Here is a 26657-nt window from a genome sequence, read left to right as displayed (position 1 = left end):
ACCGCCCCGGCGATCGGCTGATCCAGCCTCTCCAGATTTCCTGGACTTTCTCAACCCCCTGCTCGCGCAGGGGGTTTTTTCATGGCGTCGGGTTCCGGCTGGGCGAGGCCGGGCTTCTCCGTCGCTGTGCCAGCGTGGGCCGGCGGAACTCCGCTGCCGGCGGTTTCCCTCCAGCCCCAGCCTTCGCCCCATGACCGCTGACGCTGGCCCCGATCCCCTGCCCTCCTGGCGCGAGGGCAGCGTCAAGCGACGCCTGCTCGCGTTCGCCCTGGCGGTCAGCACCCCCGGGGACCCCGCCTGGATGGCGCCCCAGGAGAGGATCGCCGTGTTCGACAACGACGGCACGCTCTGGTCGGAGCAGCCGATGTACGTGCAGCTGGCCTTCGCCCTCCAGCGCGTACGGACTCTGGTGGCGGAGCGCCCCGAGCTGGCACGCCATTCCCTGGTGGCGGCGGCCCTGGACGACGACATCAAGGCCCTGATGGGCCACGGCCTCGAGGGGCTGCTGGAGCTGGCGGCGATCACCCACGCCGGCATGACCGACGCGGCCTTCAGAGACCTGGCCCGCGCCTGGCTGCGGGAGGCCCGCCATCCCCGGCTGGGGGTGCCCTACACCGGGCTCGTCTACCAGCCGATGCTGGAACTGCTGGCCTTCCTGCGGGCCAGGGGGTTCCGCAGCTGGATCGTGACCGGTGGCGGTGTCGAGTTCGTGCGGGTGTTCGCTGAGGAGACCTACGGCATCCCTCCGGAGCGGGTGATCGGCTCGACGCTGCAGCTGCGCTACGGCGAGGAGAACGGCCAGCCGACGGTCTGGCGCGAAGCCATGGTCGATTCCATCAACGACGGGGAGGCCAAGCCGGTGGGGATCGCACGGGCCATCGGCCGGCGCCCGATCGCGGCCTTCGGCAACTCCGACGGCGACCTGGCCATGCTGCGCTGGACCACCGCCGGCCCCGGCCAGCGGCTGGGGCTGCTGCTGCACCACGATGACGGCGAGCGGGAGGTGGCCTACGACCGCGCCTCCCCCTTCGGCCGCCTGGATCAGGGCCTGGAGCTGGCCGGGCGCCACGACTGGAGCCTGGTCAGCCTGCGGCGTGACTGGGACCGGATCTTCCCCTCACCTCCAACCCAGGACTGACCCGGATGCGCAGGCCCTCCTCCACCTGGTACGCACGCCAGAAGCGGCGGCGTGAATCGCCGTTCTTCCGGCTGCTGGACCGCTCCTTCGGTTTCCGGGTGCTGATGGCCGCCGTGCTGTCTTTTGCGTTGCTGGCGGTGGTCAACCGTTTCGAGAACTGCCATGCCAAGGCCGGCCAGTCCCATTGCCTGACCAGCAATTTCCTGGAGATCATCAGCATCGGCACGGTCGAATCGTTCAGCATCGTCACGGCGGCGATCTTCTATCTGCTCGAAGCCGGACAGCGCAAGGAGAAAGAGCACCAGGAGATGTTCGAGCTGCTGCTGGCCCAGCGTCAGGCCGGGGCCGCCAACACCCTGGGCCGCCTCCGGGCCCTGGAGATGCTCTCCGCCGATGGCCTCTGGCAGGACGACTTCGATCTGGGGGGCGTGGATCTCGAAGGTCTGAGGATCCCGTTCAGCCGTTGGCGCCGTGCCAACTTCTCCGGCACGGTGCTGCGCAACGCCGACTGCCATGGCGCCGATCTGGCCGAGGCGGATTTCAGCCGCGCCGATCTGAGCGGGGCTAATTTTCGTGGCGCCGATCTGCGCGCGGCCAACTTCACCGGGGCCGATCTGAGTCGGACGGATCTGCGGGGCGCCAGGGTCGATGGCGCGGAGTTTCGGGGCGCCCAGCTCAGCCGGACGCTCACGGACGGTCCGCTACCGGGTCAGGAGGCTGCAGCGGGCGCCGAGGAGGGCTGATCCTGGATCAGGCGACCAGCCTGGTGAGGGCGTCCTGGGGGAGCGAGGCGTTGAGGAAGGACAGGCCCACGTAGGTGTTGAAGCCGGTGTTTCGCACCCAGCGCACCTTGGAGCGCAGGGTCACCTTCGAGCCTGCGTCGTAGTTGCGGGCTTCGAAGATGACGGTGTCGTCCTCCTGGACGTCCAGGCTGCCCTGACGCAGCACGCAGGCCCCCTGTTCGCTGACATCGCGGAGATTGACGAACACCGATTGCTTCGTGGCCAGGGTGAGGCTCACCGAGACGCCGACAGGGACGTGGTGCCGTGTGCTGGCACGCTTCCCTTCGGGATGCTGATCCTGTGACATGAAAAGGGCACGGCACGCCCCTGCCATGAAGCGAGAACAGGGGGAGTGCCAATTCTAGGTCCGGTTGTTGTCTGCGTCACCACCTCTTCGCCTGGTTTCTGCGATCTGCCGCGATGGGGCCGCCAGAGCATCGGCTAGGATGAAGCGATCCGGCAGAAGCCGGCGAACCTGTTGTTCGCCTTCGTCGGAGCCAGCACCGAGCCGCCCCGCGCTTCCTGGGGTCGGTCCACCAGGTCCAACGTCGGTCCATAAGGTCCAACATCGACTGCCGTGTGCGATTCCCCGCGGGGTATCGGCAGTCTCCCGGTGCGAGATCCATATCCCCCTGTCCACTTTTCCGATGAACACCCTCTCCAGGCGCCCGTCCGGCGCGACCCGCCCCATCCCCGGCGCCGCCGCCTCCGGCCGCGGTCCCCATGCCTACCCCTGCTGCCCCCTGGCGGCCAGGCCGCACCGCCACGACCCGGCCCAGCATCCCCTCACCTGGGAGGACCTGCTCGGCCGCCGCTGAGTCGGGCGGCGGCCACGGCCGGCGCTGACTCAATCGTCGTCGTCGTCACGGTCGCGCCGCTTCTCCAGCACGTAGACGCGGCCGTCGGGGGTCACCAGCCGTTTCCCCTCCTCACGGGAGGCACGCCAGCGATCGCGTGCCTCCGCGGCGCGCCGGGCCTGCCGGGCCGCCTGCCGGGCCTGCCTGGCCTGGGCCGCCCGCACCTTCGGCGCGTAGGTGTTGCGGTACCAGTCGTCCTGGACGAACAGGACCGGCACGTTGCAGGCCTGGTAAAGCCCGCAGTAGCGGCCCCAGTCGCGGGCCTGCTGGGGGGGCACCCGCAGGTAGATGGGCTCGATCGCGGACGGGTTCCAGCGGTCGCTGCCCAAGGGCTGCCAGCCGATCACCGGGCCGTAGCCGAGCACCGGCGGTGGGGCCTGGTTGCCGATGCTGATTCGGCCGTAGTACCCGGACTGCCCCAGGGGCACGGTCAGGGAGGTCTGGGCCTGGACCGGGGCGTAGACGATTCCGGCGCCGCAGACCACCACCAGGGCGGCGTGGAGCAGGCGGGAGGAACGGCTGATCATGGTCGAAGCTCCGTGGCCCCACCAGGAAAACGCCCCCGTATGACTCAGCCCTGACCGGGGCGGGGGCCATCTGTGACCGGACGTGACAGCGCCATGCCGGTGGCATGGATCCGGGCGAGCCCAGCGGCGGCCCGCACCACCAGGGTGTGGCGCTCCACCAGGGCCGCCAGGTCGTCGTAGCCCCCGCCGATGACGGTGGCCACCGGCAGGCGGCGCCGCAGGGCGGCATCGATCACCAGTCGGTCGCGCCGGTACAGGCCGTCGTCGCTCAGCTCCAGCCGGCCGAGGCGGTCGTCCCGGTGGGGATCGACGCCGGCGTTGTAGAGCACCAGATCCGGACGCACCTGATCCAGCAGATCCGGCAGGGTCCGCTCCAGGGTCCGCAGGTAGGCGTCATCCCCGACGCCGTCCTCCAGGGCCAGGTCGAGGTCGCCCGTCTGCTTGTGCAGGGGGAAGTTGCTGGCGGCGTGCATCGAGAAGGTGAACACCCGAGGGTCGCCTGAGAAGATCGCCGCCGTGCCGTCGCCCTGGTGCACGTCCAGATCCACCACCAGCACCTGCCGCACCAGGCCCTCGTCCAGCAGCACCCGGGCCGCCACGGCGCAGTCGTTGAAGATGCAGAAGCCGCTGCCGTGCAGGGGGAAGGCGTGGTGGGTGCCGCCCGCCAGGTGGCAGGCCAGACCGTGGCGCAGGGCCAGCCGGGCCGTGAGCACGGTGCCCCCCACCGCCAGCCAGCTGCGCCGCACCAGGGGCTCCGACACGGGCAGGCCGATGCGGCGCACCTCCTGGGGGGTCAGCAGCCCCCGGGAAAAGGCCTCGTGGTACTGGCGGCCATGCACCTGCTCCAGCCAGCGGCGCGGCGCCGGCAGGGGCTGGTGGATCTGCCCCGGGCGGGCCAGCTCCAGCTGCTCCAGCCGCTCCTTCAGCAGCCGGAACTTCTGCATCGGGAAGCGATGGCCGCTGGGCAGGGGGACCGCGTAGGCCGGGTGATAAACCAGCGGAGGCCCCATCAGTCCGGCGACAGCGGCTCCAGCAGACCGTAGGGGGTGTAGCGGCGCTCGATCCGGCAGAGGGGGCCGCCGGCGACCCCCGATTCGATGCTCTCGGATCCGAGGCTCTCCACGCCATGGCGCAGCACGATGCGCCGGCGCCGCTCGCCGTGGACGACGCAGAGTTCGGCGATCCAGGGCCAGGGACCCATCCGATCCATGCCCAGGCTCCTGTGGCCGGCGGCGCTGATCTGCATCGCCGCCGGCGGCTCGCTGAAGCGCATCGGCACGACGCGGCCGGTGTTCAGGTAGGTGAGGGCGGCTTCGATCGTGCCGTCCTCATCGCTCACCCGCAGCCGGGTGGGGAAGCGCTCGATCCCGCGGCCGTCGGGGCCGAGCCGGTGGAAGAGGCCCTCCCAGCAGCCGCCGTTCGCCTCCAGCAACCTCTGGCGGGGCGGGGCGCTCAAGGGCATGGCCGACGGGACAACGGGATCCAGCATGGCGACAACAGCTCCGCCGGCGCGGGCTGCGCTCGGGGGCGGCGCTCTGGGGTCAGCGCTCAGCCGAGGGTCAGCGCTCAGCCGATGGCCAGCGGGCGGCTCTGGGCCTGCCGTGGCGGCGCCGGCAGCCGGGTGCTCACCAGCCAGGCCAGACCCACCAGCAGGGCCGAGCTCCACAGGCAGGCCTGGAGGCCGCCCACCAGGAACAGGGCACCCGAGAGCACCGTGCCGAGCAGGCGGCCGCCGGCGTTGGCCATGTAATAGAAGCCCACGTTCAAGCTCACCGATTCGGCATCGGTGTAGGCCAGGATCATGTAGCTGTGGATCGAGGAATTCATGGCGAACACCACCCCGAAGGCCGCCAGTCCCACCACCACGGCCACACCGGGATTCCCCACCTCGCGCCAGAGGGCGATGGCGATCAGGGCCGGAATGGCGGTGAGCAGTCCGCTCCAGAAGGTCACGGCGGAAACGCCCGGCGGCGCGGTCTGGCCCCAGCGGCGCCGCAGGGCCGGGGCCGATCCCTGCACGATGCCGTAGCCGATCACCCACAGGCCCATGAAGCCGCCCACCTCCCAGTAGCGCCAGCCGAGGCTGGTCTGCAGGAACACCGGCAGGGCCACCACGAACCAGACATCCCTGGCGCCGAAGAGAAAGAACCGGGCCAGGGAGATGCGATTGATGCCGGGGGACTTGGAGAACAGGGAGCGGAAGGCGGGCTTCTGCTTCATCTGGCCGATCTCCCCGGGCAGCACCAGGGTCAGCAGGAAGGCCAGGAACAGTCCCGCCGCCATGGAGCCGACGGCGGCGTTGAAGCCGATCGTGGCCAGCAGCAGGCCGCCGAGGAAGAAGCCCACCCCCTTCAGGGCGTTCTTGGAGCCGGTGAGGATCGCCACCCACTGGAACAGCTGGCTCTCGCCCTTGTCGTGGTCGTCGGGGGTTTCCGGAACCACGGACTTGATGGCGCTTTTGGCGCTCATCTTGTTGAGATCCTTGGCGATGCCGCTGAGCGCCTGGGCCACCATCACGTAGGCCACGCTCCACCATTTCGGCCAGCTTTCGGCGACGGGCACCAGCATCATCAGGGCCGCCACCTGCATCAGGGTGCCGGTCCAGAGGGTGAGGCGCAGGCCGAAGCGGGCCCCCAGCCAGCCGCCGCAGAGGTTGGTGATGATGCCGAAGAACTCGTAGAAGAGAAACAGGAAGGCGATCTCCAGCGTGCTGTAGCCCAGAGAGCGGAAGTGGAACACCACCAGCATCCGCAGGGCGCCGTCGGTGAGGGTGAAGCACCAGTAGTTGGCCGTGACGATGGCGTACTGCTGCAGGGCCGTGAGCGGCCGGCCGGAAAGGGTCGGAAGCATGGGCCGCTCACTCCGCCCGGGCGGCGTCCAGGGCGACCACATGGCAGGCCAGATCGGCCATCCGGCAGCTGTAGCCCCACTCGTTGTCGTACCAGGCGTACACCTTCAGCTGGGTGCCGTTGATCACCATCGTCGAGAGGGCATCGACGATCGAACTGCGGCTGTCGTTGAGATAATCCACCGACACCAGGGGCCGCTCCTCGTAGCCCAGGATGCCCAGCAGGGGGCCCGCCGCCGCCGCCGCGAAGGCGCCGTTCACCTCCTCCACCGTCACCGGGCGCTCCAGCTCGAACACCGCATCGGTGAGCGAGGCATTGAGCAGGGGCACGCGCACGGCGTGGCCGTTGAGCTTGCCCTGCAGCTCGGGGAAGATCATGCCGATCGCCTTGGCCGAGCCGGTGGTGGTGGGGATCAGGCTCTGGCTGCAGGAGCGGGCCCGGCGCAGATCGCTCTTGAAGCTGTCGATCACCACCTGGGTGTTGGTGATGTTGTGCAGGGTGGTGATCGAGCCGTGGCGGATGCCGAAGCTCTCGTGCACCACCTTCACCACCGGCGCCAGGCAGTTGGTGGTGCAGGAGGCGGCGGTGAGGATCCGGTGCCGGTTCGGCACGTAGGTGCCGTGGTTGATGCCGAAGACGATGTTGGGGATGTCGATGCCGTCCAGCGCGCCTTTCACCGGGCAGGCCACGATCACCCGCTTCACGCCGCCCTGGTGCAGGTAGGGGGCGAGGGCCTCTGGCGTCTTCACCTTGCCGCTGCACTCGAGCACCAGCTCCACCCCCGCTTCCTGCCAGGGCACCAGCGCCGGATCGCTCCCCCGCGACCACCCCACCCGGTTGGCCTCCACCGTGAAGCCCCCGCCGTCGGCCTCGGCCGCCACCGCGTGGCTCCAGCGGCCGTGCACCGAGTCGAATTCCAGCAGGTGGGCGGCGCCGGCGGCGTCCCCGGCGCTGTCATTAACGTGAACCAGCTCCAGGCCCGGCCGCCCCCAGAGGGCGCGGAACACCAGGCGACCGATCCGCCCGAACCCGTTGATGCCGATCCTCATAGCGCCTGCCGCGACAGGCTCCTAACCTCGCATCAAGCAGAGTTGATCGATTTATGGCCGGGTTAAGGACCACCGCCGCTCCGCCGATTCCCGGCGCTTCTGGGCCGATCGCCAGCGCCTCGGCCCCCCTGGAAGCCGAGGAGGCGCGCCTGCTGCTGCGGGCCCTGTCCGACCCGATCCGCCTGCAGGTGATCGAGGCCCTGGGCAGCGGCGAGCGCTGCGTCTGCGACCTCACCACCGACCTGGGCCTGGCTCAGTCGAAGCTGTCGTTCCACCTCAAGGTGCTGAAGGAAACAGGCCTGCTGACCGACCGCCAGAGTGGCCGCTGGGTGTATTACCGCCTGCAGCCGGAAGCCCTGGAACGTCTGAGGGGCTGGCTCGCCGCCCTGGCCGCCAGCTGCACCGCCCCGGCCGAACCCTGCGGCTGAGGGGCCGAACGGCGTCATGCTGGAGCGCAGCACCGGTTCTCCCCATGCTGCGCTTCCTGCTCAACGTCCTCTGGTTCGTGCTGGGGGGCTTCGTGATGGGCCTGGGCTGGTGGCTGGCCGGCCTGGTGGCCGCGATCACGATCGTGGGGATCCCCTGGGCCCGGGCCTGCTTCGTGATCGGCAACTTCTCCTTCTGGCCGTTCGGCTACGAGGCCGTCAGCCGCCGCGAGCTCACCGGCCGGATGGATTTCGGCACCGGTCCGCTGGGGCTGGTCGGCAACGTCATCTGGTTCCTGCTGGCCGGCTGGTGGCTGGCGATCGGCCACCTCAGCGCCGCAGTGGCCTGTTTCGTCACGATCGTGGGCATCCCCTTCGGCATCCAGCACATCAAGCTGGCCCTGATCGCCCTGGCGCCGATCGGCATGCAGGTGGTGCCGGTGCGGCGCTAGTCCAGCGCTGGAGCCAGGCCCAGGGCGGCGGCGGCCTGCCGCATCCGCCCGTCGAAGCTGGCCAGATGGGAGCAGCGGCTATGGAGGGCCACCGCCAGGTGCAGGGCATCACCGGCGCGCAAGCCGAGAGCGGGATCCTGCAGCAGCCCAGCAGCCTGGCGGACTCGCTCCCGGTCCAGGGAGCGCAGTTCCACCCCGCCCTGCAACAGACGTTCGAAATGCTCTCCGGCGGTTCTGCGGGCTTCCGGGCTGAGCCCGTGGTGGCGCTGCTTGAGGCCGAGGGCGCTGTGGGTTTCGGTGATCAGCAAGTCGCTGCTGATCAGGGTGTCGCGGCACTGCTCCAGCCATTCCAGTGCCCGCGGGCTGGACGCTTCCGGGGTCAGCAGGGCGACCACGACGCTGGTGTCCAGGTAGATCACGGCTGGGGCGACCTCACCAGCGCTCCCGGTCCCGGCACGCTTCGATCACCGATGGGGTGATCGGCATGGTGGCCTGGAGCTGGCGCAGGTCGGCGGCCAGCGCGCGGCGATCCAGCCGTTGCACGGGCTCCAGACTCAGTCGGCCGTCGGCTCCGACGACGATCTCGATCGGGTCGCCTTCCCGCAGCCCGGCCTGACGCAGGCACTCGGCCGGGATCCGGACAGCCAGGCTGTTGCCCCAGCGGCGGATCGCCTGCTGGGCGCGCCGGCCAGGTTCCTCGGCTCGTTGACTGGGCTGGGATGGTGCCAAGGCGTCCAGCACGGCCGGTGCCGGCGGGATGTAGATACACGACTCTACATGGCTTGCTCGGGCTTCGAGCCCCGGATCCGCCGGGTCCACCAACGCCCCCTGATGGATTCGAACCATCGACCGGCTGCTTAGAAGGCAGCTGCTCTATCCAGCTGAGCTAAGGGAGCCAGGTGGGCATTGTGCCAGTGTTCGGCGGCCAGGCCACTCCGGTAGCCGCCCCTACAGTGGACGACCGCGCTTGAACCGTTCCATGGCCGCCACCCGGCTCAGCGACAGCCAGAAAACCGAGCTGGTTGGGCGATTCCGGGAGGGTTCCAGCAGCCAGCAGCTGGCGGACAGCTACGGCTGCAGCACCAACACGGTCATCCGCGTCGTTCGCACGGAACTCGGCGACGAGGAGTACGAGCGCCTCAAGGCGGAGCGCTCCCGCCGGCGCAGCCGGACAGCCACTGGCGATGCCGACCCGGCCGCTGCCCCGGACACCCTGCAGACGGCCCTCGCCATCAGCACCCCCGAGCCCGAGCCCGCCCCCGAGCCGGAGGCGGCGCACGAGCCGGATCCCGAGCCGGAAGTGCCGGCTGAGCCGGAGCCCGCCCTGGAGCCCGCCCCCGAGACGCCCACCACGGCCCGCAGGACCCTGCCAGCCCCGCCTCGCCGCCTGACGGTGGCGGCCCCTGCGCGTGCCGAGGCGGAAGCGGAGGACGGTCCCGCCGTGCTGGCCATCGAGGATGCCGACGACTTCGGTGCCGATGACGACGATCTGCTCACCAGCGACGACGGCGACGACGAGGGCTCCGACGACGGGGCCGAGGGGGAGATCAACCCGTTCCAGCCGATCCCCGTGGTGCTGCTCGATGACGGCGCCCCGGCGGGGGCCGACGGCCGGCTCCAGCCCCTGGCCAGCGCCGCCCTGCCCTCCAGCGCCTACATGCTGGTCGACAAGACCGTGGAACTGCAGGCCCGGCCCCTGAGCGAGTTCCCGGAGCTGGGCCGGCTGCCGGATGCCGAGCTGGAGCGCCAGGCCCTGGTGGTGTTCCTCAACCCCCGCCAGGCCAAGCGCCAGTGCGGCCGCACCCAGCGGGTGATCAAGGTGCCCGACCTCAAGGTGTTCGAGCTCACCGCCCCCTACCTGCTGGCCCAGGGCATCAGCCGGGTGGTGATCGAGGGTTCCCTCTACGCCCTTCCCGGCAGCTGAGGCCTCAGCCCTCGTCGCCCGGCGGGTTGCCGGGCAGCAGCAGGGCGGCGCTGGCACCGCCGCTGATCACCCCCAGCACCAGGGCCACCCCCACGATGAAGCCCGCCGGCAGCGGGGCGCTGCGGGCAAAGCCGAAGCGCAGCTGGGGCCGCACCTCCAGGTTCTGGGCCCCGAGGCAAAGCAGGGTCAGCAGCAGGGTGCCGCCCAGCAGGCTGCCGCACAGGAGGCGCAGGCGCAGAAGCATCGGGGGGTCGCAGGACCGGCTGCCTCAGTCTGACGGCTCGCGGTGCAGCAGGGCATAGAGGTCCCGGCGGCTGTGGCCGCTGCGCTCGGCCAGGGCGCGGGCGGCCTCCCGGTTGCTGAGGCCGCCCGCCACCAGCTCCCCAAGGGCGCGGCGCAGGTCGGCCTCGTCCCAGACGGGGGCCGCCGCCGGGAGGGCACCGCCCAGCACCAGGGTGCACTCCCCCAGGGGCGGGGTGCGTTGGAAGTGCGCCAGGGCCGCCGCCACCGTGGGGCCCACCTGCTCCTCGTGGCGCTTGGTGAGCTCCCGCGCCACCTGCAGGGGCCGGTCGCCGAGCACCGCCAGCAGGTCCTCGAGCAGGGCCAGCAGCCTGTGGGGGGCTTCAAACAGCACCATCGTGCGCTCCTCGCCGGCCAGGGCCTCCAGCCGCTGGCGCCGGGGGCCGCCCTTCGGCGGCAGGAAGCCCTCGAAGCAGAAGCGGCCCGTGGGCAGGCCGCTGCTCACCAGGGCGGTGGTGACGGCGCTGGGGCCGGGAACACAGATCACCTGGCGGCCAGCGGCCCGGGCGGCGGCCGCCAGCTCCTGGCCCGGATCCGACACCCCCGGCAGGCCGGCATCACTGATCACGGCGATCGCTTCGCCCGCCTCCAGGGCCGCCAGCAGCTGGGGGATGCGGGCCGTCTGGTTGTGCTGGTGGAAGCTCAGCAGCGGCGCCTTGATGCCGAGGTGGTGCAGCAGCAGGCCGCTGCGGCGGGTGTCCTCGCAGGCGACCCGGTCGGCCCCCGCCAGCACCCGCCGGGCCCGGGGGGAGAGGTCGTCGAGGTTGCCGATGGGGGTGCCCACCAGATAGAGAACGCCGGCGGCGGGTTCGTGCTCCTGCACCGATTCCTGCACAATGCCGTTTTCGGGTCTCCATGATGCCGTCTTCCTTCGCCCTGCCCGACGGCATCGGCCGTGAGCCCCTGCTGGCGGAACTGCGCCGGCTGGCCTGGGGGGCGGCCGACATCCTGCGGGCCTATGCCCGCGGCGAGCAGCCCCCCTACGGTTTCCCGCCGGCCATGAGCGTCGACCACGGCGGCGAGGGGCCGGTCTCGGCGGCGGATCTGGCGGTCAACCGCTGGCTGCTCGACGGCCTGGCGGCGGCCTTCCCGGCCGCGGGCTGGACCCTGCTGAGCGAGGAGACCGCCGCCGAGATGCTGGTGCCGGGCCAGCCCCTGGACGCCGAGTGGCTGTGGATCCTCGATCCCCTCGATGGCACCAAGGACTTCCTGCAGGGCACCGGCGAGTACGCCGTCCACCTGGCCCTGGTGCACGGCCAGCGGCCCGTGCTGGGGGTGGTGCTGCTGCCGGAGCCGGAGGAGCTCTGGTTCGGGCTGGTGGGGGCAGGCGACGCCGGCACGGGCGGTGAGGCCTGGCGCGAGAACCGGGCCGGTGAGCGCACCCCCGCCACCCTCAGCGGCCGCGGCGAGGAGCTGGTGCTGGTGGCCAGCCGCAACCACCGCGACGACCGCCTGGAGCAGTTGCTGGCCGAGCTGCGGCCCGCCCGCAGCCTGGCGATCGGCAGTGTCGGCGGCAAGGTGGCCACGATCCTGCGGGGGGAGGCCGACCTCTACATCTCCCTGTCGGGCCGCAGTGCCCCCAAGGACTGGGACATGGCCGCCCCGGAGGCGGTGCTGGTGGCCGCCGGCGGCGCCTTCAGCCATGCCGATGGCCGGCCCCTCACCTATAACAACGGCGACGTGCGCCAGGCGGGCTGCCTGATCGCCAGCCACGGCCCGGCCCACGCCGATCTCTGCCGCCTGGCGGCGGCGGCGATGGCGCTGATCGATCCGGGTTTCGCCGTCTGAGCGGGAACCAGCCGATTCAGCAGGCGAGCAGCGCCAGCCCGCAGGTCCTGGCGGCCTCGATGAGTGCGTTGTCGCGGCTGGCGAGGGGGAGACCTGCGCGCATCGCCAGTTCCAGATAGGCGGCGTCGTAGCTGGTGAGACGGTGCTGGGCTGCCAGGCTCAGGACGTCATGCCAGACGACGGCCGGGTCTGCGGGATCGATGGCCAGATCGAGCTGAATCACAAGGGTGAGGAACTGGCTCCGATCCGCTGCGCTGATCCGGCCGCGCCGTTCGGCCATCAGCAGCACGTTGGCCAGCTCCCAGAGAAACAGCGCCGGCACGCAGAGTTCGGACTCCGGCAAACGGGCCAGGATCGCCTCTGAGGCCGCGGTGCGCTCGTCCTCGAAACACCAGGCGCAGACAGCGGAAACGTCGGCGACGAACCTCAGCACCGGCGGCCTTCGTCCCGCAACTCATGGATCGAGAGGCCGTTTAGGCGACGGCCGGTGGCGAAGCTGCGCAGACGCTCGATGGCTTCGATGCGGCGCTCGCGGCCATGGGCGTTGACCGGAACCAGCCGTGCCAGGGGCTTGCCGTGGCGGGTGATCAGGATCTCCTCGCCAGCGGACACCTCCTCCAGCAGGCTGGAGAGGTGGGTCTTGGCCTCGAAGGCCCCGACGGTCTTCATCGCCCGATTCCAACCAGTTGCCAACCAGTTTAGGGCTGAGGGCCCAGCCGCACGGCCAGGCCCCCCCGCAGCGATCAGACCGCCGCCGGCTCCTGCTGGGGAACGCCCCGCAGGGTGAGGTTGATGCGGCCGCGGTTGTCGATCTCCCGCACCCGCACCGTCACCTGGTCGCCGACGTTGACCACGTCCTCCACCTTCTCGACCCGGGCTTCGGAGAGCTGGGAGATGTGGATCATCCCCTCCTTGCCGGGCAGGATCTCCACGAAGGCGCCGATCGGGATCACCCGGGTGACCGAACCGTTGAACACCTCCCCTTCGCTGACGCGACGGGTGAGACCCTCGATGATGCGCTGGGCCTCCTCGGCGGCGGCGCCGTCATGGCTGGCGATCGTGACGATGCCGCCGTCCTCGATGTCGATCTTGGTGTTGGTGCGCTCGGTGATGCCCTTGATGGTGCGGCCGCCGGGGCCGATCACCGTGCCGATCAGTTCCGGATCGATGCGGAAGCTGAGCAGACGCGGGGCGTGGGGGGAGAGGACGTCGCGGGGCTTGTCGATGGCCTCGAGCATCTTGCCGAGGATGTGCAGCCGGGCCGGACGGGCCTGGTTGATCGCGTCGGCGATGGTCTTGACGGCGAGGCCGGAGATCTTCATGTCCATCTGCAGGGCGGTGATGCCCTTCTCGGTGCCGGCCACCTTGAAGTCCATGTCGCCGAGGAAGTCCTCGATGCCCTGGATGTCGGTGAGGATGCGCACCTCCTCGCCCTCCTTGATCAGACCCATGGCCGCGCCGCTCACCGGGGCCGCCAGGGGCACGCCGGCGTCCATCAGGGCCAGGGTGCTGCCGCAGACCGAGCCCATCGAGGTGGAGCCGTTGGAGCTGAGGCACTCCGAGACCACCCGCAGCACGTAGGGGAAGCTCTCCTTGGAGGGCAGCACGGGGATCAGGGCCCGCTCGGCGAGGGCGCCGTGGCCGATCTCGCGCCGACCGGGGGAGCGCATCGGCCGCGTCTCACCGACCGAATAGGGGGGGAAGTTGTAGTGGTGCAGGTAGGTCTTCTCGCTGATGGGGTTGAGGTCGTCCATCTCCTGGGCATCGCTCGGGGTGCCGAGGGTGGCGCAGGAGAGCACCTGGGTGAGTCCCCGCTGGAACAGGCCCGTCCCGTGCACCCGTTTGGGCAGCACGCCGACGGCCGCCTGGATGGGACGCACCTCGTCGAGGCTGCGGCCATCGACCCGCTTGCCCTCGACGATGATCTGCTGGCGCATCAGCTTCTTGGTGAGGCCCTTGTAGGTGTTGCCCAGCAGCTTGCCGTTGCTGCTCACGGCCACCTTGATCGGGTCCTCGCCGCCGAGGGCGGCGATCTTCTCGCCCACCTCGGCCTTGATGGCGTCGAGTTTCTCGTCCCGTTCGGCCTTGGTCTGGCCGAACTGCTTGAGCACCTCACCGATGCCCTTGGCGCATTCCTTCTCCAGGAACTCGGGCAGGGCGGGGTCTTCGCTGCGCTCCTCGGGCAGCACCTGCTCGATGCCGAGCTCCTTGAGCAGGGCCAGCTGGGCCCGGATCAGTTCGCCCACGGCTTCATAGCCGAAGTCGATGGCCTCGATCACGTCCTGTTCGGGCAGCTGGTTGGCGCCCGCTTCCACCATCACCACGCCGGAGGGGGTGCCGGCCACCACCAGATCCAGTTCGCTGCGCTCGATCTCGCGGAAGCTGGGGTTGAGCACGAAGTCGTCACCCAGCAGGCCGACGCGCACGGCGGCCATGGGGCCCATGAAGGGAATCTTCGCCAGCAGGGTGGCCATCGAAGCGCCGGTCACGGCGAGCACGTCGGGCGGAACCCGCTCATCGAGAGACATGCAGGTGGCGACGATCTGCAGGTCGTCCCGCAGCCAGCCCGGGAACAGGGGCCGCATCGGCCGGTCGATCAGGCGGCAGGTGAGGATGGCCCGCTCGGGGGGGCGGGCCTCACGGCGAAAGAAGCTGCCCGGGATGCGGCCGGCGGCGTAGAGACGCTCCTCGTAATCGCAGATCAGCGGCAGGAAATCGATGCCTTCCCGGCCTTTCGAGCGGGTGGCGGTGACCAGAATCGCTGTATCGCCGCATTCCACCATCACCGAGCCCCCGGCCTGGGGCGCAAATCGGCCGCTGGTCAGCCGGATCTCCCGACCATCGAAGGAGATCGACTGAGTGTGTCCTTGCACTGGGCGTTATGTCCGTTTTGTTGTCGCCGACCATTCTCGCATCCGCCGTTCCAGGCCATGAAGAAGGCGCCCTCACGGGGCGCCTGATGCGACCGAAAGCCGTTGCGGTGAAAGGGCTGGAGCCCCCGGCTCACCAGCTGGACTTGACCACGCCGGGGAGCTCACCCTTGTGGGCGCGCTCGCGCAGCTGGTTGCGGCAGAGGCCGAAATCGCGGTAGTAGCCGCGGGGCTTGCCGGTGGCCCAGCAGCGGTTGCGGATGCGGTTGGGGGCGCTGTTGCGGGGCAGCGACTGCAGCTTGCGGTGGATCTCCAGGCGCTCCATCGGATCGCCGGCCGCATCGAAGGCCTCCTTGAGGGCGGCACGGCGCGCTGCGAAGCGCTCCACGATCTTGCGGCGCTTCACGTCACGCGCGATCATCGACTTCTTCGCCATGCGGCCGGAGGAGGGGGAAACTTCAGCCCGCCATCGTACCGTCTGGCCCGCCCCGTCCACCCAGGCCGACCCGGGTCAGGGGCCCTGGTGGCTGGGGCAGAGATCGGCCAGGCCGCAGCCGGCGCAGCGGGGCTTGCGGGCCACGCAGACGGCCCGGCCATGGAAGATCAGCCGGATCGAGAGGGTCTCCCACTCCGGCCGCGGCACCAGCTTCATCAGGTCGGGTTCGATCTTCTTCGGGTCGCTGTGGCGGGTGAGGCCGAGCCGGTTGGCCAGCCGTTTCACGTGGGTGTCGACGGTGACGCCGGCGTTGATGCCGAAGGCGTGGGCCAGCACCACGTTGGCGGTCTTGCGGGCCACCCCCGGCAGGGGCAGCAGCTCCTCCATCGACGCCGGCACGGCGCCCCCATGGCGTTCCATCAGCAGGCGGGAGGCGGCCACGATGTGCTTCGCCTTGTTGCGGTAGAAGCCGGTCGACTGCACGTAGGGCTCCACGGCGTCGCTCTCGACGGCGGCGGCGGCGGCGGCATCGGGGAACCGCTCGAACAGGGCCGGGGTCACCTTGTTGACCCGCTCATCGGTGCACTGGGCCGAGAGCATGGTGGCCACCAGCAGCTCCCAGGGTGTGCGCCAGTCGAGGGAGCAGGTGGCCTCCGGGTAGAGGACGCCGAGCCGCTCGAGGATCAGGGGCGCCCGGGTGCGGGGGCTGGGGAAGCGGGGCACCTCAGCGGCTGAGCAGCTGCTGGATGGCGGGCAGCTGGCTGGTGTCCTTGACGATCAGCACCAGGGAGAGGCCCACCAGGAAAACGAAGCCCGACTGCATGAAGGCCATCTGGTAGCGGTCGGCCAGGGGCCGGCCCCGCACCCCCTCCAGCAGCAGCAGGGCGAACTGGCCGCCGTCCAGCAGGGGCAGGGGCAGGGCGTTGAGCACCGCCAGGTTGATCGAGATCAGGGCGGTGAACAGGAACAGGCTGCTGCCCCCCTGGCTGGCCAGGGAGGCCCCCATCTCGACGATCTTCACCGGCCCCGACACCTGGGGCGCGGTTTCGCCGAAGTGGGTGAGCAGGGTGCCGAAGCCCTCCACCGTGCGGCGGGTGAGCGCCATGAAGTCGTGGTTGGCCTGGAGGATCGGCTCCAGCGGGCTGGTGGGCGGCCGGAAGGATTCGGTGCCGTTCGGCTGCAGCTGGGCGCCGATGCGGCCGATGCCGCTGCTGTCGGTGGGGGTGAGGGGGAGTTGCAGGAGGGTGCCGTTGCGGTCGGCCTGCAGGCGCAGGGTGCGGCCGGGGGCGTCCTTGATGCGCTCCACCAGGGCCATCACCGCCTCCTGGCCGCCGGCCAGGGGGGTGCCATCGACCGCCACGATGCGATCGCCGGGCTGGAGGCCGGAGCCGGCCGCCGCCTGGCCGGGCTGCACGGCGGCCACCACCACACCGGGGGTGGTGCTGAAGCCGGAGGGGATGCCGAGCACCAGCCCCTGGGCCAGCAGGACGCTCCAGGCCAGCAGCAGGTTGGCGATCACGCCGGCGGCGATCACCAGGGCCCGCTGGGGCAGGGGCCGGTTGCCCATCAGATCGGGATCGTCGGCGGCGATGGTGCTGTCGTCCTCGTCGTCGGGGAAGGCCACGAAACCGCCCAGGGGGATGGCTCGCAGGGCGAACAGGACGCCGCGCCGCTTGCGCTGGATCAGGGCGGGCCCGAAGCCGATCGAGAACCCGCTGACCCGGATGCCCTGCCAGGTGGCGGCGAAGAAGTGGCCGGCCTCGTGCACCACGATCAGGCCCGCCAGGATCGCCAGCGCCGTCAGTACACCCATTCAGTTTTCCGGCTCTATTTGGCCCCATTCTGCGGGAACCGCCGCGGCACCGGGACGCTGGCGCCGCCGGAGGGGAGGGATAGCATGACCTCGTCGATGGGCGGGTCTGCCTGCATGGCCGAGCAACAGACCGGTGGGCAACCAGCCGGTGGGCAACCAGTCGGTGAAGAGCCTGAAGAACTGCGCACCTCCCTGCGCCACGCCCTGCCCGGGGGTGTTTCGGCCAGCATCCGGCTGTCCACGGGCCGCACCGTCTACGTGACGGTGGGCGATGTCAGCCGCACCGGCGCCTGCGTGGTGCGCCGGGGATCCCTCGAGGTGACGGCCGATGAGGAGGTGCTGCTCGACATCAGCGACTACGAGCAGCACCAGAGCGTCTCCCTGCCGGCGCGGGTCCAGTGGGTGAACAGCCGCAGTTACAACACCCTGGTCGGGCTGGCGTTCAGCGACGGCCCCCTGCTGCCCGGCACCATGCTCGACCAGTACTTCGACCAGACCCTGCAGACGCGCGGCAGCGTCGACGGCTGAGCCCGGAGGGCGAAATCGTTGCCGACCCTTCCGCAGGCCCGTGCTGCCTTCGCCCTCCGTGCTTAGGATTTCCGGATCGGCTGCATGGATGTACAGCCCACCGTCGGTCCTGCCGTGAACGCCAGATTTCTGCTCCACCTGCTGACCACCGCGCCGAAGCGGCGCCAAGGGCAGGCGGGTTTTTCCATGTTCGCCGGCATCCTGGTGCTGCTGGCCCTGGTGGTCGGCACCGTGGGGCTCTCCAGCCTGGTGGCCAGCAACCTGCTCGGCAGTCGCGAGCAGGGCTCCAGCAGTGAGGCGCGCAGTGCCGCCGAAGCCGGCATCGACGAGATCATCGCCACCTGGAACCAGCCCCAGAACCGCAAGCTGCTGGTGTCGGGCCAGGCGATGAGCACCTGGGCCGGCTCGACCACCACCCTTCAGAGCCCCTGCGTCACCACCGACGGCAACGCCACCAGGCCAGGGGGCACCGGCCAGCCCACGGCCCAGGCCAAGAGTTTCGGCGACGGTGAGTTCCGCGATCTGGCCGATCCGAGCAAGACCAACAGCGGCGACCGCCAGTTCGCCCTGGTGCGCGTCACCTACTCGGCCGGTCCCTCCGGCAATACGAACCGCCGGGCGATTTCGGTGGCCTCCACCAAGACCGGCGGGGTGACCACGGTGGGACCAAGCTTCACCGGCAACTTCAGCGACCTGATCAACCTTGACGACCCCGACGGCACCGGCGCAGCACTGCCGGGGTCCAACGGGGGCTTCATCACCGTCGAGGTCCAGGGGCGTGTGATGCGGGGGGGCACAGCCGTGGCCACCGCCACGGTGACCCGTGAATTCGAGGTGCTGCCCAAGTGCTGCGGGGCCTCCTTCGGCTCCAACGCGGCCACCAACCTGGGCTCCGACAAGCGGGCCTGCGGCGTCGAGTTCGGCCTGATCACCGGCATCAACGGCGGCACCCATTTCTCCTACTGGGCCAACGACCGGTTCACCACGGTGAACAAGGCGAACCAGGTGGTGAACATCACCAGCATGATCGGCATCGTCAACAAGGGCGACACCACCTTCGACCGCGCCAACTGGCGGGTAGCGCCGAACAGCAAATCGGTGAACAGCGCCGCGCTTGGTACTCCCGACGATGCCAGCTGGTGGGGCAACATCAATTGCCCCCAGTGCGGCACCGCCAGCGACAAGCTGGGCCGCAGCATCTCCGGCATTCCCATCATCCCCGGCACCATCGATCTGCCGGAGATCGGCAGTGAGACCACCGCAGGCAACTACTACTACACCTGGAGTCCCAACGGCTGGGCGGCCGCCACGATCGGAAGCAACTACAACTTCCCTGCCAGTGCTCTGACCAACACGTCAACCTCGACGGCAAGCGTCACGGCGAATGCCTTCAACCCCAACCCGCTCATGCAGCTGCAGAGCTCGGGGGCGGCATGGCGATTCACCTTCCGCACCAACACCCCCACCACTCCCACGGCTGTCAATCGCCCCAGGGTGGAGGTCTGCACCCTCGCCACGTGCACCAGCACGTCCTGGGAGAATGTGTCGGATGATCGCATCGCCGATAACTTCGATGCCGGTTCCTATTCCGGCAACACCGGCAACACCAACATCACCCCCTCCACCGCCCAGTGGCTCAACCCCAGTTCGGGGGCGGTGCTCGGGCCGTGGGTGGAAGTTGATCCGGCCGATGGCGCGCAGAGCACCACTGTGGGGAAGGTGCGCATCGCAGCAGCCACCAGTTTCGGCACCTCAAGCAACGCACTGCGCATTGGCAGCGTCGATGGCAAATCCACTACCGCCAACGCGGTCAGTGTCAGCCGTGGCATCAATCTCACCGGCTTCGAGAATTCCGGGCCTCGCCTGAAGTTCCAGGCCATCGCTTTCAACTTTGATTCGTCGACAGCTGACACCATCACCGTTCAGGCGTCCAGCAACGGCACCACCTGGGCTGACATCGGCACCATCACGACCGACAGTGCCAATACAGCCAGGACCTACATCACCAATCCCATTCAGCCGGCCAACGTGGGTGCAAACACCCGCATCCGCTTCATCAACACCACGGCCCTCGCGGCCGATGAAACCGTCACCATCGACAACGTCCAACTGGCCCCTCGGGGCGGTGTGAACAGCTTCTGCGAATACACCACCACCTCTCCCCAGACGGTCCTGCCTGGGTTCCACTGCGTCGGACCGCTCATCAACCTCAACAGCGGTGGCGGCGTGAGGATGGACACCACCGGTGGGCCGATCTCCTTCTATTACAGCCAGACCGGTGACATCCGCGGTTCCACGTTCGGAAATCCGCTGATCTCCACCAGCGACACGGCCACGATCCAGCATTTCCGCTGCGCCACCCTTTCCGATAACTGCACCACAGAGATCCCCGATTCCGATCCCTATTCGGATGTGGGGGTTCCCGATCGCCTCAACTTCTTCGGACGTGATAACGGCTCCCTGACCGGAACGCCCGGCCAGCAATTCATCACCATGGCCGCCACCGGAACGGCCACAGGCAAGATCTCCCGTGCCTGGTTCTACTTACCCTGGGGCAACCTGCGGCTGAGGTCCGATGGCTGTCAAACCGGTGTTGATCCGCCGGGCTTCGCCACCAACCCCAACAACTGGAGCATCAACGGCAGGATCTGGGTGAGCAGCTTCCGGCCCTGCGGCGCCTTCCACTTCCGGATTCCGCCGTCTTCCTCGGTGGGCCTGTCGGCGGCGTTCTCCACCGGTTTCAACCCCGACTACGTCCAGTGGACGGGCGTTGACTGGGTGGCGCGGGCCGTCTCCTCCTCCCGCAACTACCAGTGATGGCCGCCCCGGCGCGCCACGGAACCTCCAGGGTGTGGGCCCGCCAGCCCCGGGTCTGGAGGGCCGGGGGTTTCACGATCGTCGAACCCCTGGTGCTGGTGATCCTGCTCGCGATTGTCGTTTCCGGAACGGCGGTGGTGCTCACCAGCGTCAACCGGTCGTCGGCGGAAGCCCGCCGGGTGGTGACGATGGATCGGGAGATTGATTCCCAGCTCGCCGAGATCAAGCAGCTCAGCGGACGGCTCACCTGCTGTTCCTCCGTCTGCACCGTGACGCCGCCCACCACCTTCGGCCCCACCGCGAACTGCGCCACCAACAATCCGCTCGATTCCCGCTACTTCTATCCCCAGCGGGACGACCCGGCCACCACCGCCACCATCGTCGGCACCAGTCCGGCCACCTCCGATGAGCGGGCTGCCGTCGACCAGCTCTGCGCCAGCGGGGCCTTCCTGAACCCCCTGGTGACGGCGGTGAATGCCCTGGCCCAGCCCGCCGGGGTGACCCGGACCGCCGCCGCCCAGGCCAACAGAACCATCCGTGTCATCTACACCGACACGGTCAATGCCCGGGTGACCCGGGTGGCCAACATCACCCCGCCGATGGCCCGCTGGTGCCCATGAGAGCGCTCCTGCCGAAGGCACCCGTCGCTGGCCTTGCCCGTGGGTTCACGGTGGTGGAGCTGATGGTCACGGTGGCCATCATCGGTGTGGTCAGTTCGGTGCTGTTCACCGTCTCCCAGGACAGCTGGCGCCGCGAGCGCGCCAACGCCGCCACGGTGGAGCTCGCCGCCTGGCTGGATCAGATTTCCCGCTCCCCGGAGCAGAACGGCGTCAGCTGCCAGGTGACCGTGAACACCGGCACCCTGGCGCCCGGGGCGGTGCTGGCCTCCGTCAACCCCACCAACTGCGCCACCGAGGCTGACGTACGACTGCCGGGCATCAACATCAACCAGAACTTCCAGGTGGCCGCGTCGGTGGCGACGACGCTGACCACCACGGGCACCCTGCAGTGGTGGTTCACCCCCCGCGGGGCGATCAGCACCACCGCACCTGCCGTCAATGCCGGCAGCGCCGCCACCGACATCAGCGTGCGCATCAGCGTGGCCGGCCAGGTGCCGGTGCGCTGCGTGCGGCTCTCCGGCACCCTCGGCCTCCAGCGCATGGGTCGCAACAACGCCACCGGAAACCCCAACACCGACTGCACCGCCTGGAGCGTCCGTTGACATGAACCGAACCCGCCTACGCCCCGTACGCCCCTCGGGCTTCACCCTGGTGGAGCTGCTGATCGGCACGGTCCTGGGGGGAATCGCGGTGGCCGCCGCCGCCTCGGTGATCGTCTCGCACCTGAATTCCACCAACGCCACGATCTGGTCGGTGCAGCTGCAGCGGGATCTGAGCAAGTTCAACTACCTGCTCAATTCCGAGGCCGTCGAGGCCTGTCGGATGCAGGCCGGCACGCCTCCCGCCAACGACACCGCCTGCGTGCCGGGCACCTTCGCCACCCCGCTCAGCTGTGCCACGGTCACCGGGCCGGCCACCAACTTCAGCCTGCTGGTGCCCCTGGATGTGGCCAACGCCGACCCGGTGGAGCGGGTGATCACCTACCGCTTCGATGCCGGCACCGGCCGGGTGCTCAGGGATGGCCCCCGCATCCTCACCAGCGGCCGGCTCGACCCCACCGTCGCCAGCAACCAGAACAACGCCGTGGTGCTCGATGGCGTCACCGCCTTCACCCCCACCGTGTCGGCCGACTGCCGCTCGGCGACGATCGCCGTCACCCTGGCGGTGCCCACCTACGCCATCACCCGGAACCAGACGATCAGCGTGGCCGCCGGCGCCGCGCACTACATCCGCTGACCCACCCCTCCATGCACTGGGATCGCGGCTACTACTCGCAATCCACCTACACCTGCGGCACCTACCGGGAACTGGCCCCCAACTGGCTGGATTTCGCCTCCCTCGTCAAGGGCCACACGCCGCCGCGGCCGCGGGACGGCAGCCCGTTCTCCTACCTCGAGCTCGGCAGCGGCATGGGTTTCGGCCTCGCCCTGCTGGCGGCCAACTACCCCGAAGGATCGTTCGTCGGCGTCGATTTCCACCCCGAGCACATCAGCCATTCCGAGTGGCTCGTGGCCCAGCTGGGCCTCACCAACATCCGCTTTCTCGAGGCCGATTTCGTGGCCCTGCAGCGGGATCCCTCGCCGCTCGGCTGGCTGCCCGGGCACACCGGCCCGTACCACTACGTCACCGCCCACGGCATCGCCACCTGGATCGGCGAATCGGTGCAGGAGGCCCTGCTGGAGCTGGCGTCCCTGGCCCTGAGGCCCGGGGGGCTGTTCTACTGCTCCTACAACACCCATCCGGGCTGGCTGGCCCGCTCGGCCTTCCAGAAGCTCTACGCTCTCGAATCGGGCCGCAGCGACCCCAGCCAACCGCTGGCGACGATCCACCGAACCGTCGCCAGCCTGCGGCGGCTGATCGGAACGGCGGACGCGCCCACGCCCCTGGGCAGCGCCTTCCCCTCCCTGGATGGCGAGCTGGCCTGGATCAGCCAGGACAATCCCGACTACCTCTGCGGTGAGTACGGCTGCGAAGGCTGGCAGCCCCTCTATGTGGCCGACATGCACCGGCGCTGCAGCCGCCACAAGCTGCGCCATCTCGGCAGCGCCACCCTGCCGGAACTGTTCGACGAGCTGCTGGCCCCCTCCCTGAAGGAGGCGGTGCTCGAGGAGGAGAACCCCCTGATCCGCCAGACCCTGATCGATCTGGCGACCAACAAGGCCTTCCGCCGCGACCTGTTCGTCAAGGGGGCCCTCCCCCTTACCCGTCTTCAGGCCGAGGAGCGGCTGGCGGCGCTGGCGGTGCAGAGGCTGGAGGGTCCGCCGGCGGCTGCCGCCGAGGACAAGGACGACGACCCCTATCTGTTCACCACCACCTTCGGGCAGGTGGTCGGCGATCCCAAGGTCTACGGGCCGATCGAAGCCGCGGTCCACGACGGGCCGCGCACCCTGGCCGAGCTGGTGGCCCTCAGCGACAAGACACCCGAGGGGGTGTTGCTGATCGCGGCCATGCTGCTCCACGTCAGCCGGATCGGCCTCGATCGCGGCGACGCCGGGGAGGCGGCGGCCCCCGAGGCCCAGCGCGTCAACGCCGCCCTGTTCCAGCTGATCGAACAGGGCCGCTCCTACGGCTCCCTCCTGCTGCCCCGCCTGGGGGCGGTGACCTCCATCTCCCCGGTGGAGGTGCTGATCCACCGGGCCCTCACGGACGGCCTGGAGGGGCCGATGCTGGGAACCTGCGTGTTGCTGGGTCTGCAGCAGATGGGCGTGCAGCTGCTGGAGGCCGACAAGACGGTCGTCGAGGACCCCAAGGCCCAGATGCGCTCGATCGAGCGCATCACCGCCGACTTCATCGCCCTGCGGCTGCCCCAGCTGCGGCGGCTGGGGGCCCTGCCGCAGTGAGGGTCTCGGCCCCGAAGTAGGGCACCAGCGCCCCGGGCAGCCTGACGCTGCCGTCCGGCTGCTGGCCCGCCTCCAGCAGGGCGGCCATGGTGCGGCCCACGGCCAGGCCGCTGCCGTTGAGGGTGTGGAGCAGGCGGGTGGTCTTGCCGTCGCGGAAGCGGATCGAGGCCCGCCGGGCCTGGAAATCGCCGCAGGTGCTGCAGCTGGAGATCTCCCGGTAGGTGCCGGCGCCCGCCAGCCACACCTCCAGGTCGTAGGTGCGGGCGGCGGAGAAGCCCAGATCGCCGGTGCACAGCTCCAGGCGCCGGTAGGGCAGCTCCAGGGCCTCCAGGATCGCTTCGGCATCCAAGGTGAGCTGCTCGTGGGCCGCCTCGGAGTCCTCCGGGGCCACGAACCAGTAGAGCTCCACCTTGTTGAACTGGTGCAGGCGGATCAGGCCGCGGGTGTCGCGGCCGTAGGAGCCGGCCTCGCGGCGGAAGCAGGGGGTGTAGGCGGCGTACTTCAGCGGCAGCTGCTCGGCGCCCAGCACCTCGCCGCGATGCAGGGACGTGACCGGCACCTCGGCGGTGGGGGTGAGCCAGAGGTCGTCATCGGCGCAGCGGAAGCTCTCCTCGGCGAACTTGGGCAGCTGGCCGGAGCCGGTGAGGCTGGCGGTGTTCACCAGCACCGGCGGCAGCACCTCGGTGTAGCCCCGCTGGCCGTGGCGATCGAGCATGAAGCTGATCAGGGCCCGCTCCAGCCGGGCGCCCTGGCCCAGCAGGGTGACGAAACGGCTCTGGGCGATGCGCACCGAGCGCTCGGTGTCGACGATGCCGAGCCGTTCGGCGATCTGCCAGTGCTCCTGCAGCTCTTCGCCAGCGGCGGCGACGCGCGGCGTGCCCCAGCGCTTCACCTCCACGTTGTCGGCCTCGCTGCGGCCGCTGGGGCAGAGGGGCGAGGGCAGGTTGGGCAGCACCATCAGCTGCTCCAGCAGCTGCGTCTCAATCCCCTTCTCCTGCTCCTCCAGCTCCCCCACCTGGCGCTTGATGCGGTTGCCCTGCTCCCGCAGCTCCTTCACCTCCTCCCCGCCCGGGGCGGCGCCGGCCCGGATCCGCTCGCCCACCTCCTTGCCGATGCGGTTGCCCTCCGCCTGCAGCTCACTGCGCCGCTGCTCCAGGTCGCGGGCCTCCAGGGCCAGCTGGCGCAGGCCTGAGAGGTCGGTGGCCATGCCGCGCCGCGCCAGGGGGCCGGTGATCAGCGTCGGGTCGTTGCGCAGCAGGCGCTGATCCAGCACGGGAGGGCCAATCGTCTTGGGGGCAGCCTACGGACCGGCGTCACAGGTGGACACCGGCCCTACAGTTGGCGGACCTTCTGACCACCTGACCATGCGATCTGTTGGTCTGGCTGAAGCGAAAGCGCAGCTCTCCGCCCTTCTGGATGCGGTCGAGATGGGCGACGAGGTGGTGATCACCCGCCGCGGCCAGCCTGTGGCCCGGCTGGTGCGGGAAAGTCCTGCCCCAGACGAGGAAGGTCCGCTGTCTTGGCCGGAGCGGCTGCGGCGGTTCCACGACCACCAGCCCCCCTTTGCGGGGAACGCGGTGGCCCTCGTCGATGAGCTGCGGCGGGATCGGGGATGACGCCCCGACGCCGGGACCCGATGGTGGGGACCTATGTCGACACCTGCGTGTTGCTGTCGCTTTTCCTGAACGACACCGGTTTCCCTGCGGCGGAGCAGTGGTTTCTCAGCCAGGGCAATGCGCCCCTCTGGATCAGCCACTGGGTGCTGGTGGAGTTCGCCGCCGTCGTGGCCCTCTGCGTACGCCGGGGTGACCTCACCGAAGACCGTGCCGGGGCCATTCACGCCGAATTCGAGTGTTTCCGCCGCGAGCGCCTGCGATTGCTGGAACCGCGGGGAACCGATTTCCTGCACGCCAGGCAGTGGTTGCAGGAGCTGGGGAGCCTGCCGCTGCGCGGCGGGGATGCCCTCCACCTGGCCATCGCCAGCCGGGAGGTGTTGGTCCTCGCCACAGCCGACCAGGCGCTGATCAGGGTCGCCGCCGCCCTGGGCCTGAGCCACCACGCGATCAGCCCTGACCCTTAGCTCTACGGACCGGAGGTTCCTTCGATCACCTGGCGATCGCAGCGGCTGTAGGCCTCGGCGGCGGTGGGCAGCAGATCCATGCCGTTGCGGATCTCCGGGGGCAGCAGCCGTTCCAGCTCCGCCACCGCCGCGTCGTAGGCCTGCTGGGCGTCGCGGTACTCCTCGCTGCCGGGGGCGTGGCGCTTCTGGGCCACCATCCAGGGCTTGGCGGCGTTGGTGAGGCGGGCCGAAGCGGCCTGCACATCTTCCTGGTGCACCCGGCAGTAGCGGTAGCGATCGATGGGCGCCGGGGCCGGCGGCGCCACCACCGCCGGCGGCTGTACGGAAGGAGCCGGTGGTTTGTCGTGGTCCCGGAGCGCGGCGGCCAGGCAGTCGGCCTGGCGCCGCAGCGCCTCCTCGGGGGTGGCGGCGCTCTCGGCCTCGCCGCGGCAGGCGGCCCGCTGGCTCTCGCTCACCTCCACCGTGGGCCGCCGGCACGCAGCCAGCAGCAGCAGCGGCAGCAGCAGGAACGGCAGCAGGAGCGCCGGCCGCGGGGCTGGTGGGCGGGCACGCATGGGGGCGG

General features: G+C 69.9%; 33 protein-coding genes and 1 tRNA gene. 15 read left to right on the top strand and 19 right to left on the bottom strand.

Translation table 11 applies throughout. The features are described 5' to 3' along the window. Nucleotides 1-190: 190 nt before the first annotated feature. Both KUG39_RS10715 and KUG39_RS10710 read left to right on the top strand, forming a co-directional pair. On the top strand, nucleotides 191-1138 hold the full coding sequence (locus tag KUG39_RS10715) for an HAD family hydrolase (protein WP_216915039.1): 948 nt from the start codon (nucleotides 191-193) through the stop codon (nucleotides 1136-1138). 5 nt (nucleotides 1139-1143) lie between these two features. Then, nucleotides 1144-1881: a pentapeptide repeat-containing protein gene (locus tag KUG39_RS10710; protein ID WP_216915037.1), complete on the top strand. Its 738-nt coding sequence runs from the start codon at nucleotides 1144-1146 to the stop codon at nucleotides 1879-1881. A 7-nt stretch (nucleotides 1882-1888) separates the two neighbouring features. Here KUG39_RS10710 and KUG39_RS10705 read toward each other — a convergent pair whose 3' ends face one another. Beyond that, nucleotides 1889-2227 carry a PilZ domain-containing protein gene (locus tag KUG39_RS10705; protein ID WP_158219559.1) on the bottom strand — a complete coding sequence of 113 codons (339 nt, stop codon included), beginning with the start codon at nucleotides 2225-2227 and terminating at the stop codon, nucleotides 1889-1891. Between the two features lie 340 nt (nucleotides 2228-2567). On the opposite strand from KUG39_RS10705, the gene KUG39_RS10700 reads away from it, so the two are divergent. Beyond that, nucleotides 2568-2738 carry a hypothetical protein gene (locus tag KUG39_RS10700; RefSeq protein ID WP_158219558.1) on the top strand — a complete coding sequence of 57 codons (171 nt, stop codon included), beginning with the start codon at nucleotides 2568-2570 and terminating at the stop codon, nucleotides 2736-2738. Nucleotides 2739-2767: 29 nt separating this feature from the next. Here KUG39_RS10700 and KUG39_RS10695 read toward each other — a convergent pair whose 3' ends face one another. The 5 genes from KUG39_RS10695 to KUG39_RS10675 all read right to left on the bottom strand — a co-directional run bounded on the left by KUG39_RS10695 (nucleotide 2768) and on the right by KUG39_RS10675 (nucleotide 7202). Beyond that, nucleotides 2768-3304 carry a hypothetical protein gene (locus tag KUG39_RS10695; RefSeq protein ID WP_216915035.1) on the bottom strand — a complete coding sequence of 179 codons (537 nt, stop codon included), beginning with the start codon at nucleotides 3302-3304 and terminating at the stop codon, nucleotides 2768-2770. Nucleotides 3305-3348: 44 nt separating this feature from the next. Beyond that, complete coding sequence (locus tag KUG39_RS10690; RefSeq protein ID WP_216915033.1) at nucleotides 3349-4314, bottom strand: histone deacetylase family protein; 966 nt, start codon at nucleotides 4312-4314, stop codon at nucleotides 3349-3351. Next, nucleotides 4314-4760: a DUF3598 family protein gene (locus KUG39_RS10685; RefSeq protein WP_216915031.1), complete on the bottom strand. Its 447-nt coding sequence runs from the start codon at nucleotides 4758-4760 to the stop codon at nucleotides 4314-4316. The genes KUG39_RS10690 and KUG39_RS10685 overlap by 1 nt, the downstream gene beginning before the upstream one ends. A gap of 110 nt (nucleotides 4761-4870) precedes the next feature. Continuing rightward, nucleotides 4871-6154: an organoarsenical effux MFS transporter ArsJ gene (gene arsJ, locus KUG39_RS10680; RefSeq protein ID WP_216915029.1), complete on the bottom strand. Its 1284-nt coding sequence runs from the start codon at nucleotides 6152-6154 to the stop codon at nucleotides 4871-4873. 7 nt (nucleotides 6155-6161) lie between these two features. Next, nucleotides 6162-7202: an ArsJ-associated glyceraldehyde-3-phosphate dehydrogenase gene (locus tag KUG39_RS10675; RefSeq protein ID WP_216915026.1), complete on the bottom strand. Its 1041-nt coding sequence runs from the start codon at nucleotides 7200-7202 to the stop codon at nucleotides 6162-6164. A 53-nt stretch (nucleotides 7203-7255) separates the two neighbouring features. Between KUG39_RS10675 and KUG39_RS10670 the strand changes: the two genes are divergently transcribed. Together KUG39_RS10670 and KUG39_RS10665 are read left to right on the top strand one after the other, a co-directional pair. Next, the gene (locus KUG39_RS10670; RefSeq protein ID WP_286193108.1) at nucleotides 7256-7630 is read left to right on the top strand and encodes an ArsR/SmtB family transcription factor; all 375 of its coding nucleotides are present in this window, start codon (nucleotides 7256-7258) and stop codon (nucleotides 7628-7630) included. Nucleotides 7631-7674: 44 nt separating this feature from the next. Next, the gene (locus tag KUG39_RS10665) at nucleotides 7675-8079 is read left to right on the top strand and encodes a YccF domain-containing protein (RefSeq protein ID WP_094586160.1); all 405 of its coding nucleotides are present in this window, start codon (nucleotides 7675-7677) and stop codon (nucleotides 8077-8079) included. Here KUG39_RS10665 and KUG39_RS10660 read toward each other — a convergent pair. The 3 genes from KUG39_RS10660 to KUG39_RS10650 form a co-directional block, all read right to left on the bottom strand. Beyond that, complete coding sequence (locus KUG39_RS10660; RefSeq protein ID WP_216915024.1) at nucleotides 8076-8498, bottom strand: type II toxin-antitoxin system VapC family toxin; 423 nt, start codon at nucleotides 8496-8498, stop codon at nucleotides 8076-8078. The two genes, KUG39_RS10665 and KUG39_RS10660, sit on opposite strands and share 4 nt — an antisense overlap. Nucleotides 8499-8511: 13 nt before the next feature. Next, on the bottom strand, nucleotides 8512-8808 hold the full coding sequence (locus KUG39_RS10655; protein ID WP_216915022.1) for an AbrB/MazE/SpoVT family DNA-binding domain-containing protein: 297 nt from the start codon (nucleotides 8806-8808) through the stop codon (nucleotides 8512-8514). Between the two features lie 93 nt (nucleotides 8809-8901). Then, nucleotides 8902-8975 (bottom strand) — tRNA-Arg (locus KUG39_RS10650). An 83-nt stretch (nucleotides 8976-9058) separates the two neighbouring features. Between KUG39_RS10650 and KUG39_RS10645 the strand changes: the two genes are divergently transcribed. After that, nucleotides 9059-10003 carry a hypothetical protein gene (locus tag KUG39_RS10645; RefSeq protein ID WP_216915020.1) on the top strand — a complete coding sequence of 315 codons (945 nt, stop codon included), beginning with the start codon at nucleotides 9059-9061 and terminating at the stop codon, nucleotides 10001-10003. A 4-nt stretch (nucleotides 10004-10007) separates the two neighbouring features. On the opposite strand, the gene KUG39_RS10640 is transcribed toward KUG39_RS10645, so the two are convergent. Together KUG39_RS10640 and rsmI are read right to left on the bottom strand one after the other, a co-directional pair. Then, on the bottom strand, nucleotides 10008-10247 hold the full coding sequence (locus tag KUG39_RS10640; RefSeq protein WP_216915018.1) for a hypothetical protein: 240 nt from the start codon (nucleotides 10245-10247) through the stop codon (nucleotides 10008-10010). Between the two features lie 24 nt (nucleotides 10248-10271). Next, a complete protein-coding gene (rsmI, locus tag KUG39_RS10635) occupies nucleotides 10272-11126 on the bottom strand; it encodes a 16S rRNA (cytidine(1402)-2'-O)-methyltransferase (protein WP_353617376.1) in 855 nt (284 codons plus the stop codon). Between the two features lie 32 nt (nucleotides 11127-11158). Here rsmI and KUG39_RS10630 point away from each other — a divergent pair, with 32 nt between their 5' ends. Then, nucleotides 11159-12091: a 3'(2'),5'-bisphosphate nucleotidase CysQ family protein gene (locus KUG39_RS10630; protein ID WP_216915014.1), complete on the top strand. Its 933-nt coding sequence runs from the start codon at nucleotides 11159-11161 to the stop codon at nucleotides 12089-12091. Nucleotides 12092-12107: 16 nt separating this feature from the next. Here KUG39_RS10630 and KUG39_RS10625 read toward each other — a convergent pair whose 3' ends face one another. The 6 genes from KUG39_RS10625 to rseP form a co-directional block, all read right to left on the bottom strand. Beyond that, complete coding sequence (locus KUG39_RS10625; protein ID WP_216915012.1) at nucleotides 12108-12524, bottom strand: type II toxin-antitoxin system VapC family toxin; 417 nt, start codon at nucleotides 12522-12524, stop codon at nucleotides 12108-12110. After that, nucleotides 12518-12760 carry a type II toxin-antitoxin system Phd/YefM family antitoxin gene (locus tag KUG39_RS10620; RefSeq protein ID WP_216915010.1) on the bottom strand — a complete coding sequence of 81 codons (243 nt, stop codon included), beginning with the start codon at nucleotides 12758-12760 and terminating at the stop codon, nucleotides 12518-12520. The genes KUG39_RS10625 and KUG39_RS10620 overlap by 7 nt, the downstream gene beginning before the upstream one ends. Before the next feature lie 74 nt (nucleotides 12761-12834). Further along, entirely contained in the window at nucleotides 12835-14964 is a 2130-nt protein-coding gene (locus tag KUG39_RS10615) for a polyribonucleotide nucleotidyltransferase (RefSeq protein WP_094586153.1), read from the bottom strand. Nucleotides 14965-15094: 130 nt separating this feature from the next. After that, nucleotides 15095-15397 (bottom strand): 30S ribosomal protein S14, encoded by a 303-nt coding sequence (gene rpsN, locus KUG39_RS10610; protein ID WP_043325519.1) that lies wholly within the window; start codon nucleotides 15395-15397, stop codon nucleotides 15095-15097. Nucleotides 15398-15472: 75 nt separating this feature from the next. Continuing rightward, entirely contained in the window at nucleotides 15473-16120 is a 648-nt protein-coding gene (nth, locus tag KUG39_RS10605) for an endonuclease III (protein ID WP_216915008.1), read from the bottom strand. A 1-nt stretch (nucleotide 16121) separates the two neighbouring features. Then, nucleotides 16122-17210, bottom strand: coding sequence for an RIP metalloprotease RseP (gene rseP / locus KUG39_RS10600; RefSeq protein WP_216915006.1), 1089 nt, complete (start codon nucleotides 17208-17210; stop codon nucleotides 16122-16124). 114 nt (nucleotides 17211-17324) lie between these two features. Between rseP and KUG39_RS10595 the strand changes: the two genes are divergently transcribed. From KUG39_RS10595 to KUG39_RS10570, 6 genes are all read left to right on the top strand, one after another. After that, entirely contained in the window at nucleotides 17325-17738 is a 414-nt protein-coding gene (locus tag KUG39_RS10595; protein WP_216915004.1) for a PilZ domain-containing protein, read from the top strand. Nucleotides 17739-17852: 114 nt separating this feature from the next. Further along, nucleotides 17853-20555 (top strand): type IV pilus modification PilV family protein, encoded by a 2703-nt coding sequence (locus KUG39_RS10590; RefSeq protein WP_216915002.1) that lies wholly within the window; start codon nucleotides 17853-17855, stop codon nucleotides 20553-20555. Next, nucleotides 20555-21175 (top strand): hypothetical protein, encoded by a 621-nt coding sequence (locus KUG39_RS10585; protein ID WP_190610891.1) that lies wholly within the window; start codon nucleotides 20555-20557, stop codon nucleotides 21173-21175. The genes KUG39_RS10590 and KUG39_RS10585 overlap by 1 nt, the downstream gene beginning before the upstream one ends. Then, a complete protein-coding gene (locus KUG39_RS10580; RefSeq protein ID WP_216915001.1) occupies nucleotides 21172-21777 on the top strand; it encodes a type IV pilin protein in 606 nt (201 codons plus the stop codon). The genes KUG39_RS10585 and KUG39_RS10580 overlap by 4 nt, the downstream gene beginning before the upstream one ends. 1 nt (nucleotide 21778) lies before the next feature. Then, on the top strand, nucleotides 21779-22411 hold the full coding sequence (locus KUG39_RS10575) for a prepilin-type N-terminal cleavage/methylation domain-containing protein (protein ID WP_190610893.1): 633 nt from the start codon (nucleotides 21779-21781) through the stop codon (nucleotides 22409-22411). Nucleotides 22412-22422: 11 nt separating this feature from the next. Continuing rightward, nucleotides 22423-24015, top strand: a complete 1593-nt coding sequence (locus KUG39_RS10570) for a class I SAM-dependent methyltransferase (RefSeq protein WP_216914999.1) — start codon at nucleotides 22423-22425, stop codon at nucleotides 24013-24015. On the opposite strand, the gene serS is transcribed toward KUG39_RS10570, so the two are convergent. After that, nucleotides 23963-25288 carry a serine--tRNA ligase gene (serS, locus tag KUG39_RS10565; RefSeq protein WP_216914997.1) on the bottom strand — a complete coding sequence of 442 codons (1326 nt, stop codon included), beginning with the start codon at nucleotides 25286-25288 and terminating at the stop codon, nucleotides 23963-23965. The two genes, KUG39_RS10570 and serS, sit on opposite strands and share 53 nt — an antisense overlap. Nucleotides 25289-25379: 91 nt before the next feature. Between serS and KUG39_RS10560 the strand changes: the two genes are divergently transcribed. After that, nucleotides 25380-25631 carry a type II toxin-antitoxin system Phd/YefM family antitoxin gene (locus tag KUG39_RS10560; protein WP_216914995.1) on the top strand — a complete coding sequence of 84 codons (252 nt, stop codon included), beginning with the start codon at nucleotides 25380-25382 and terminating at the stop codon, nucleotides 25629-25631. Next, complete coding sequence (locus KUG39_RS10555; RefSeq protein ID WP_216914993.1) at nucleotides 25628-26095, top strand: type II toxin-antitoxin system VapC family toxin; 468 nt, start codon at nucleotides 25628-25630, stop codon at nucleotides 26093-26095. The genes KUG39_RS10560 and KUG39_RS10555 overlap by 4 nt, the downstream gene beginning before the upstream one ends. 2 nt (nucleotides 26096-26097) lie before the next feature. Here the strand turns inward: KUG39_RS10555 and KUG39_RS10550 are convergent, their stop codons facing one another. Beyond that, nucleotides 26098-26649 (bottom strand): hypothetical protein, encoded by a 552-nt coding sequence (locus tag KUG39_RS10550; RefSeq protein ID WP_216914991.1) that lies wholly within the window; start codon nucleotides 26647-26649, stop codon nucleotides 26098-26100. Nucleotides 26650-26657: the final 8 nt, after the last annotated feature.

Origin of the sequence: Synechococcus sp. CCAP 1479/10 (assembly GCF_019038515.1) — a bacterium.
GTDB lineage: Bacteria > Cyanobacteriota > Cyanobacteriia > PCC-6307 > Cyanobiaceae > Cyanobium.
Note: the sequence above shows the minus strand (reverse complement) of the source record. Positions and strands in the feature narration are given on the sequence as shown.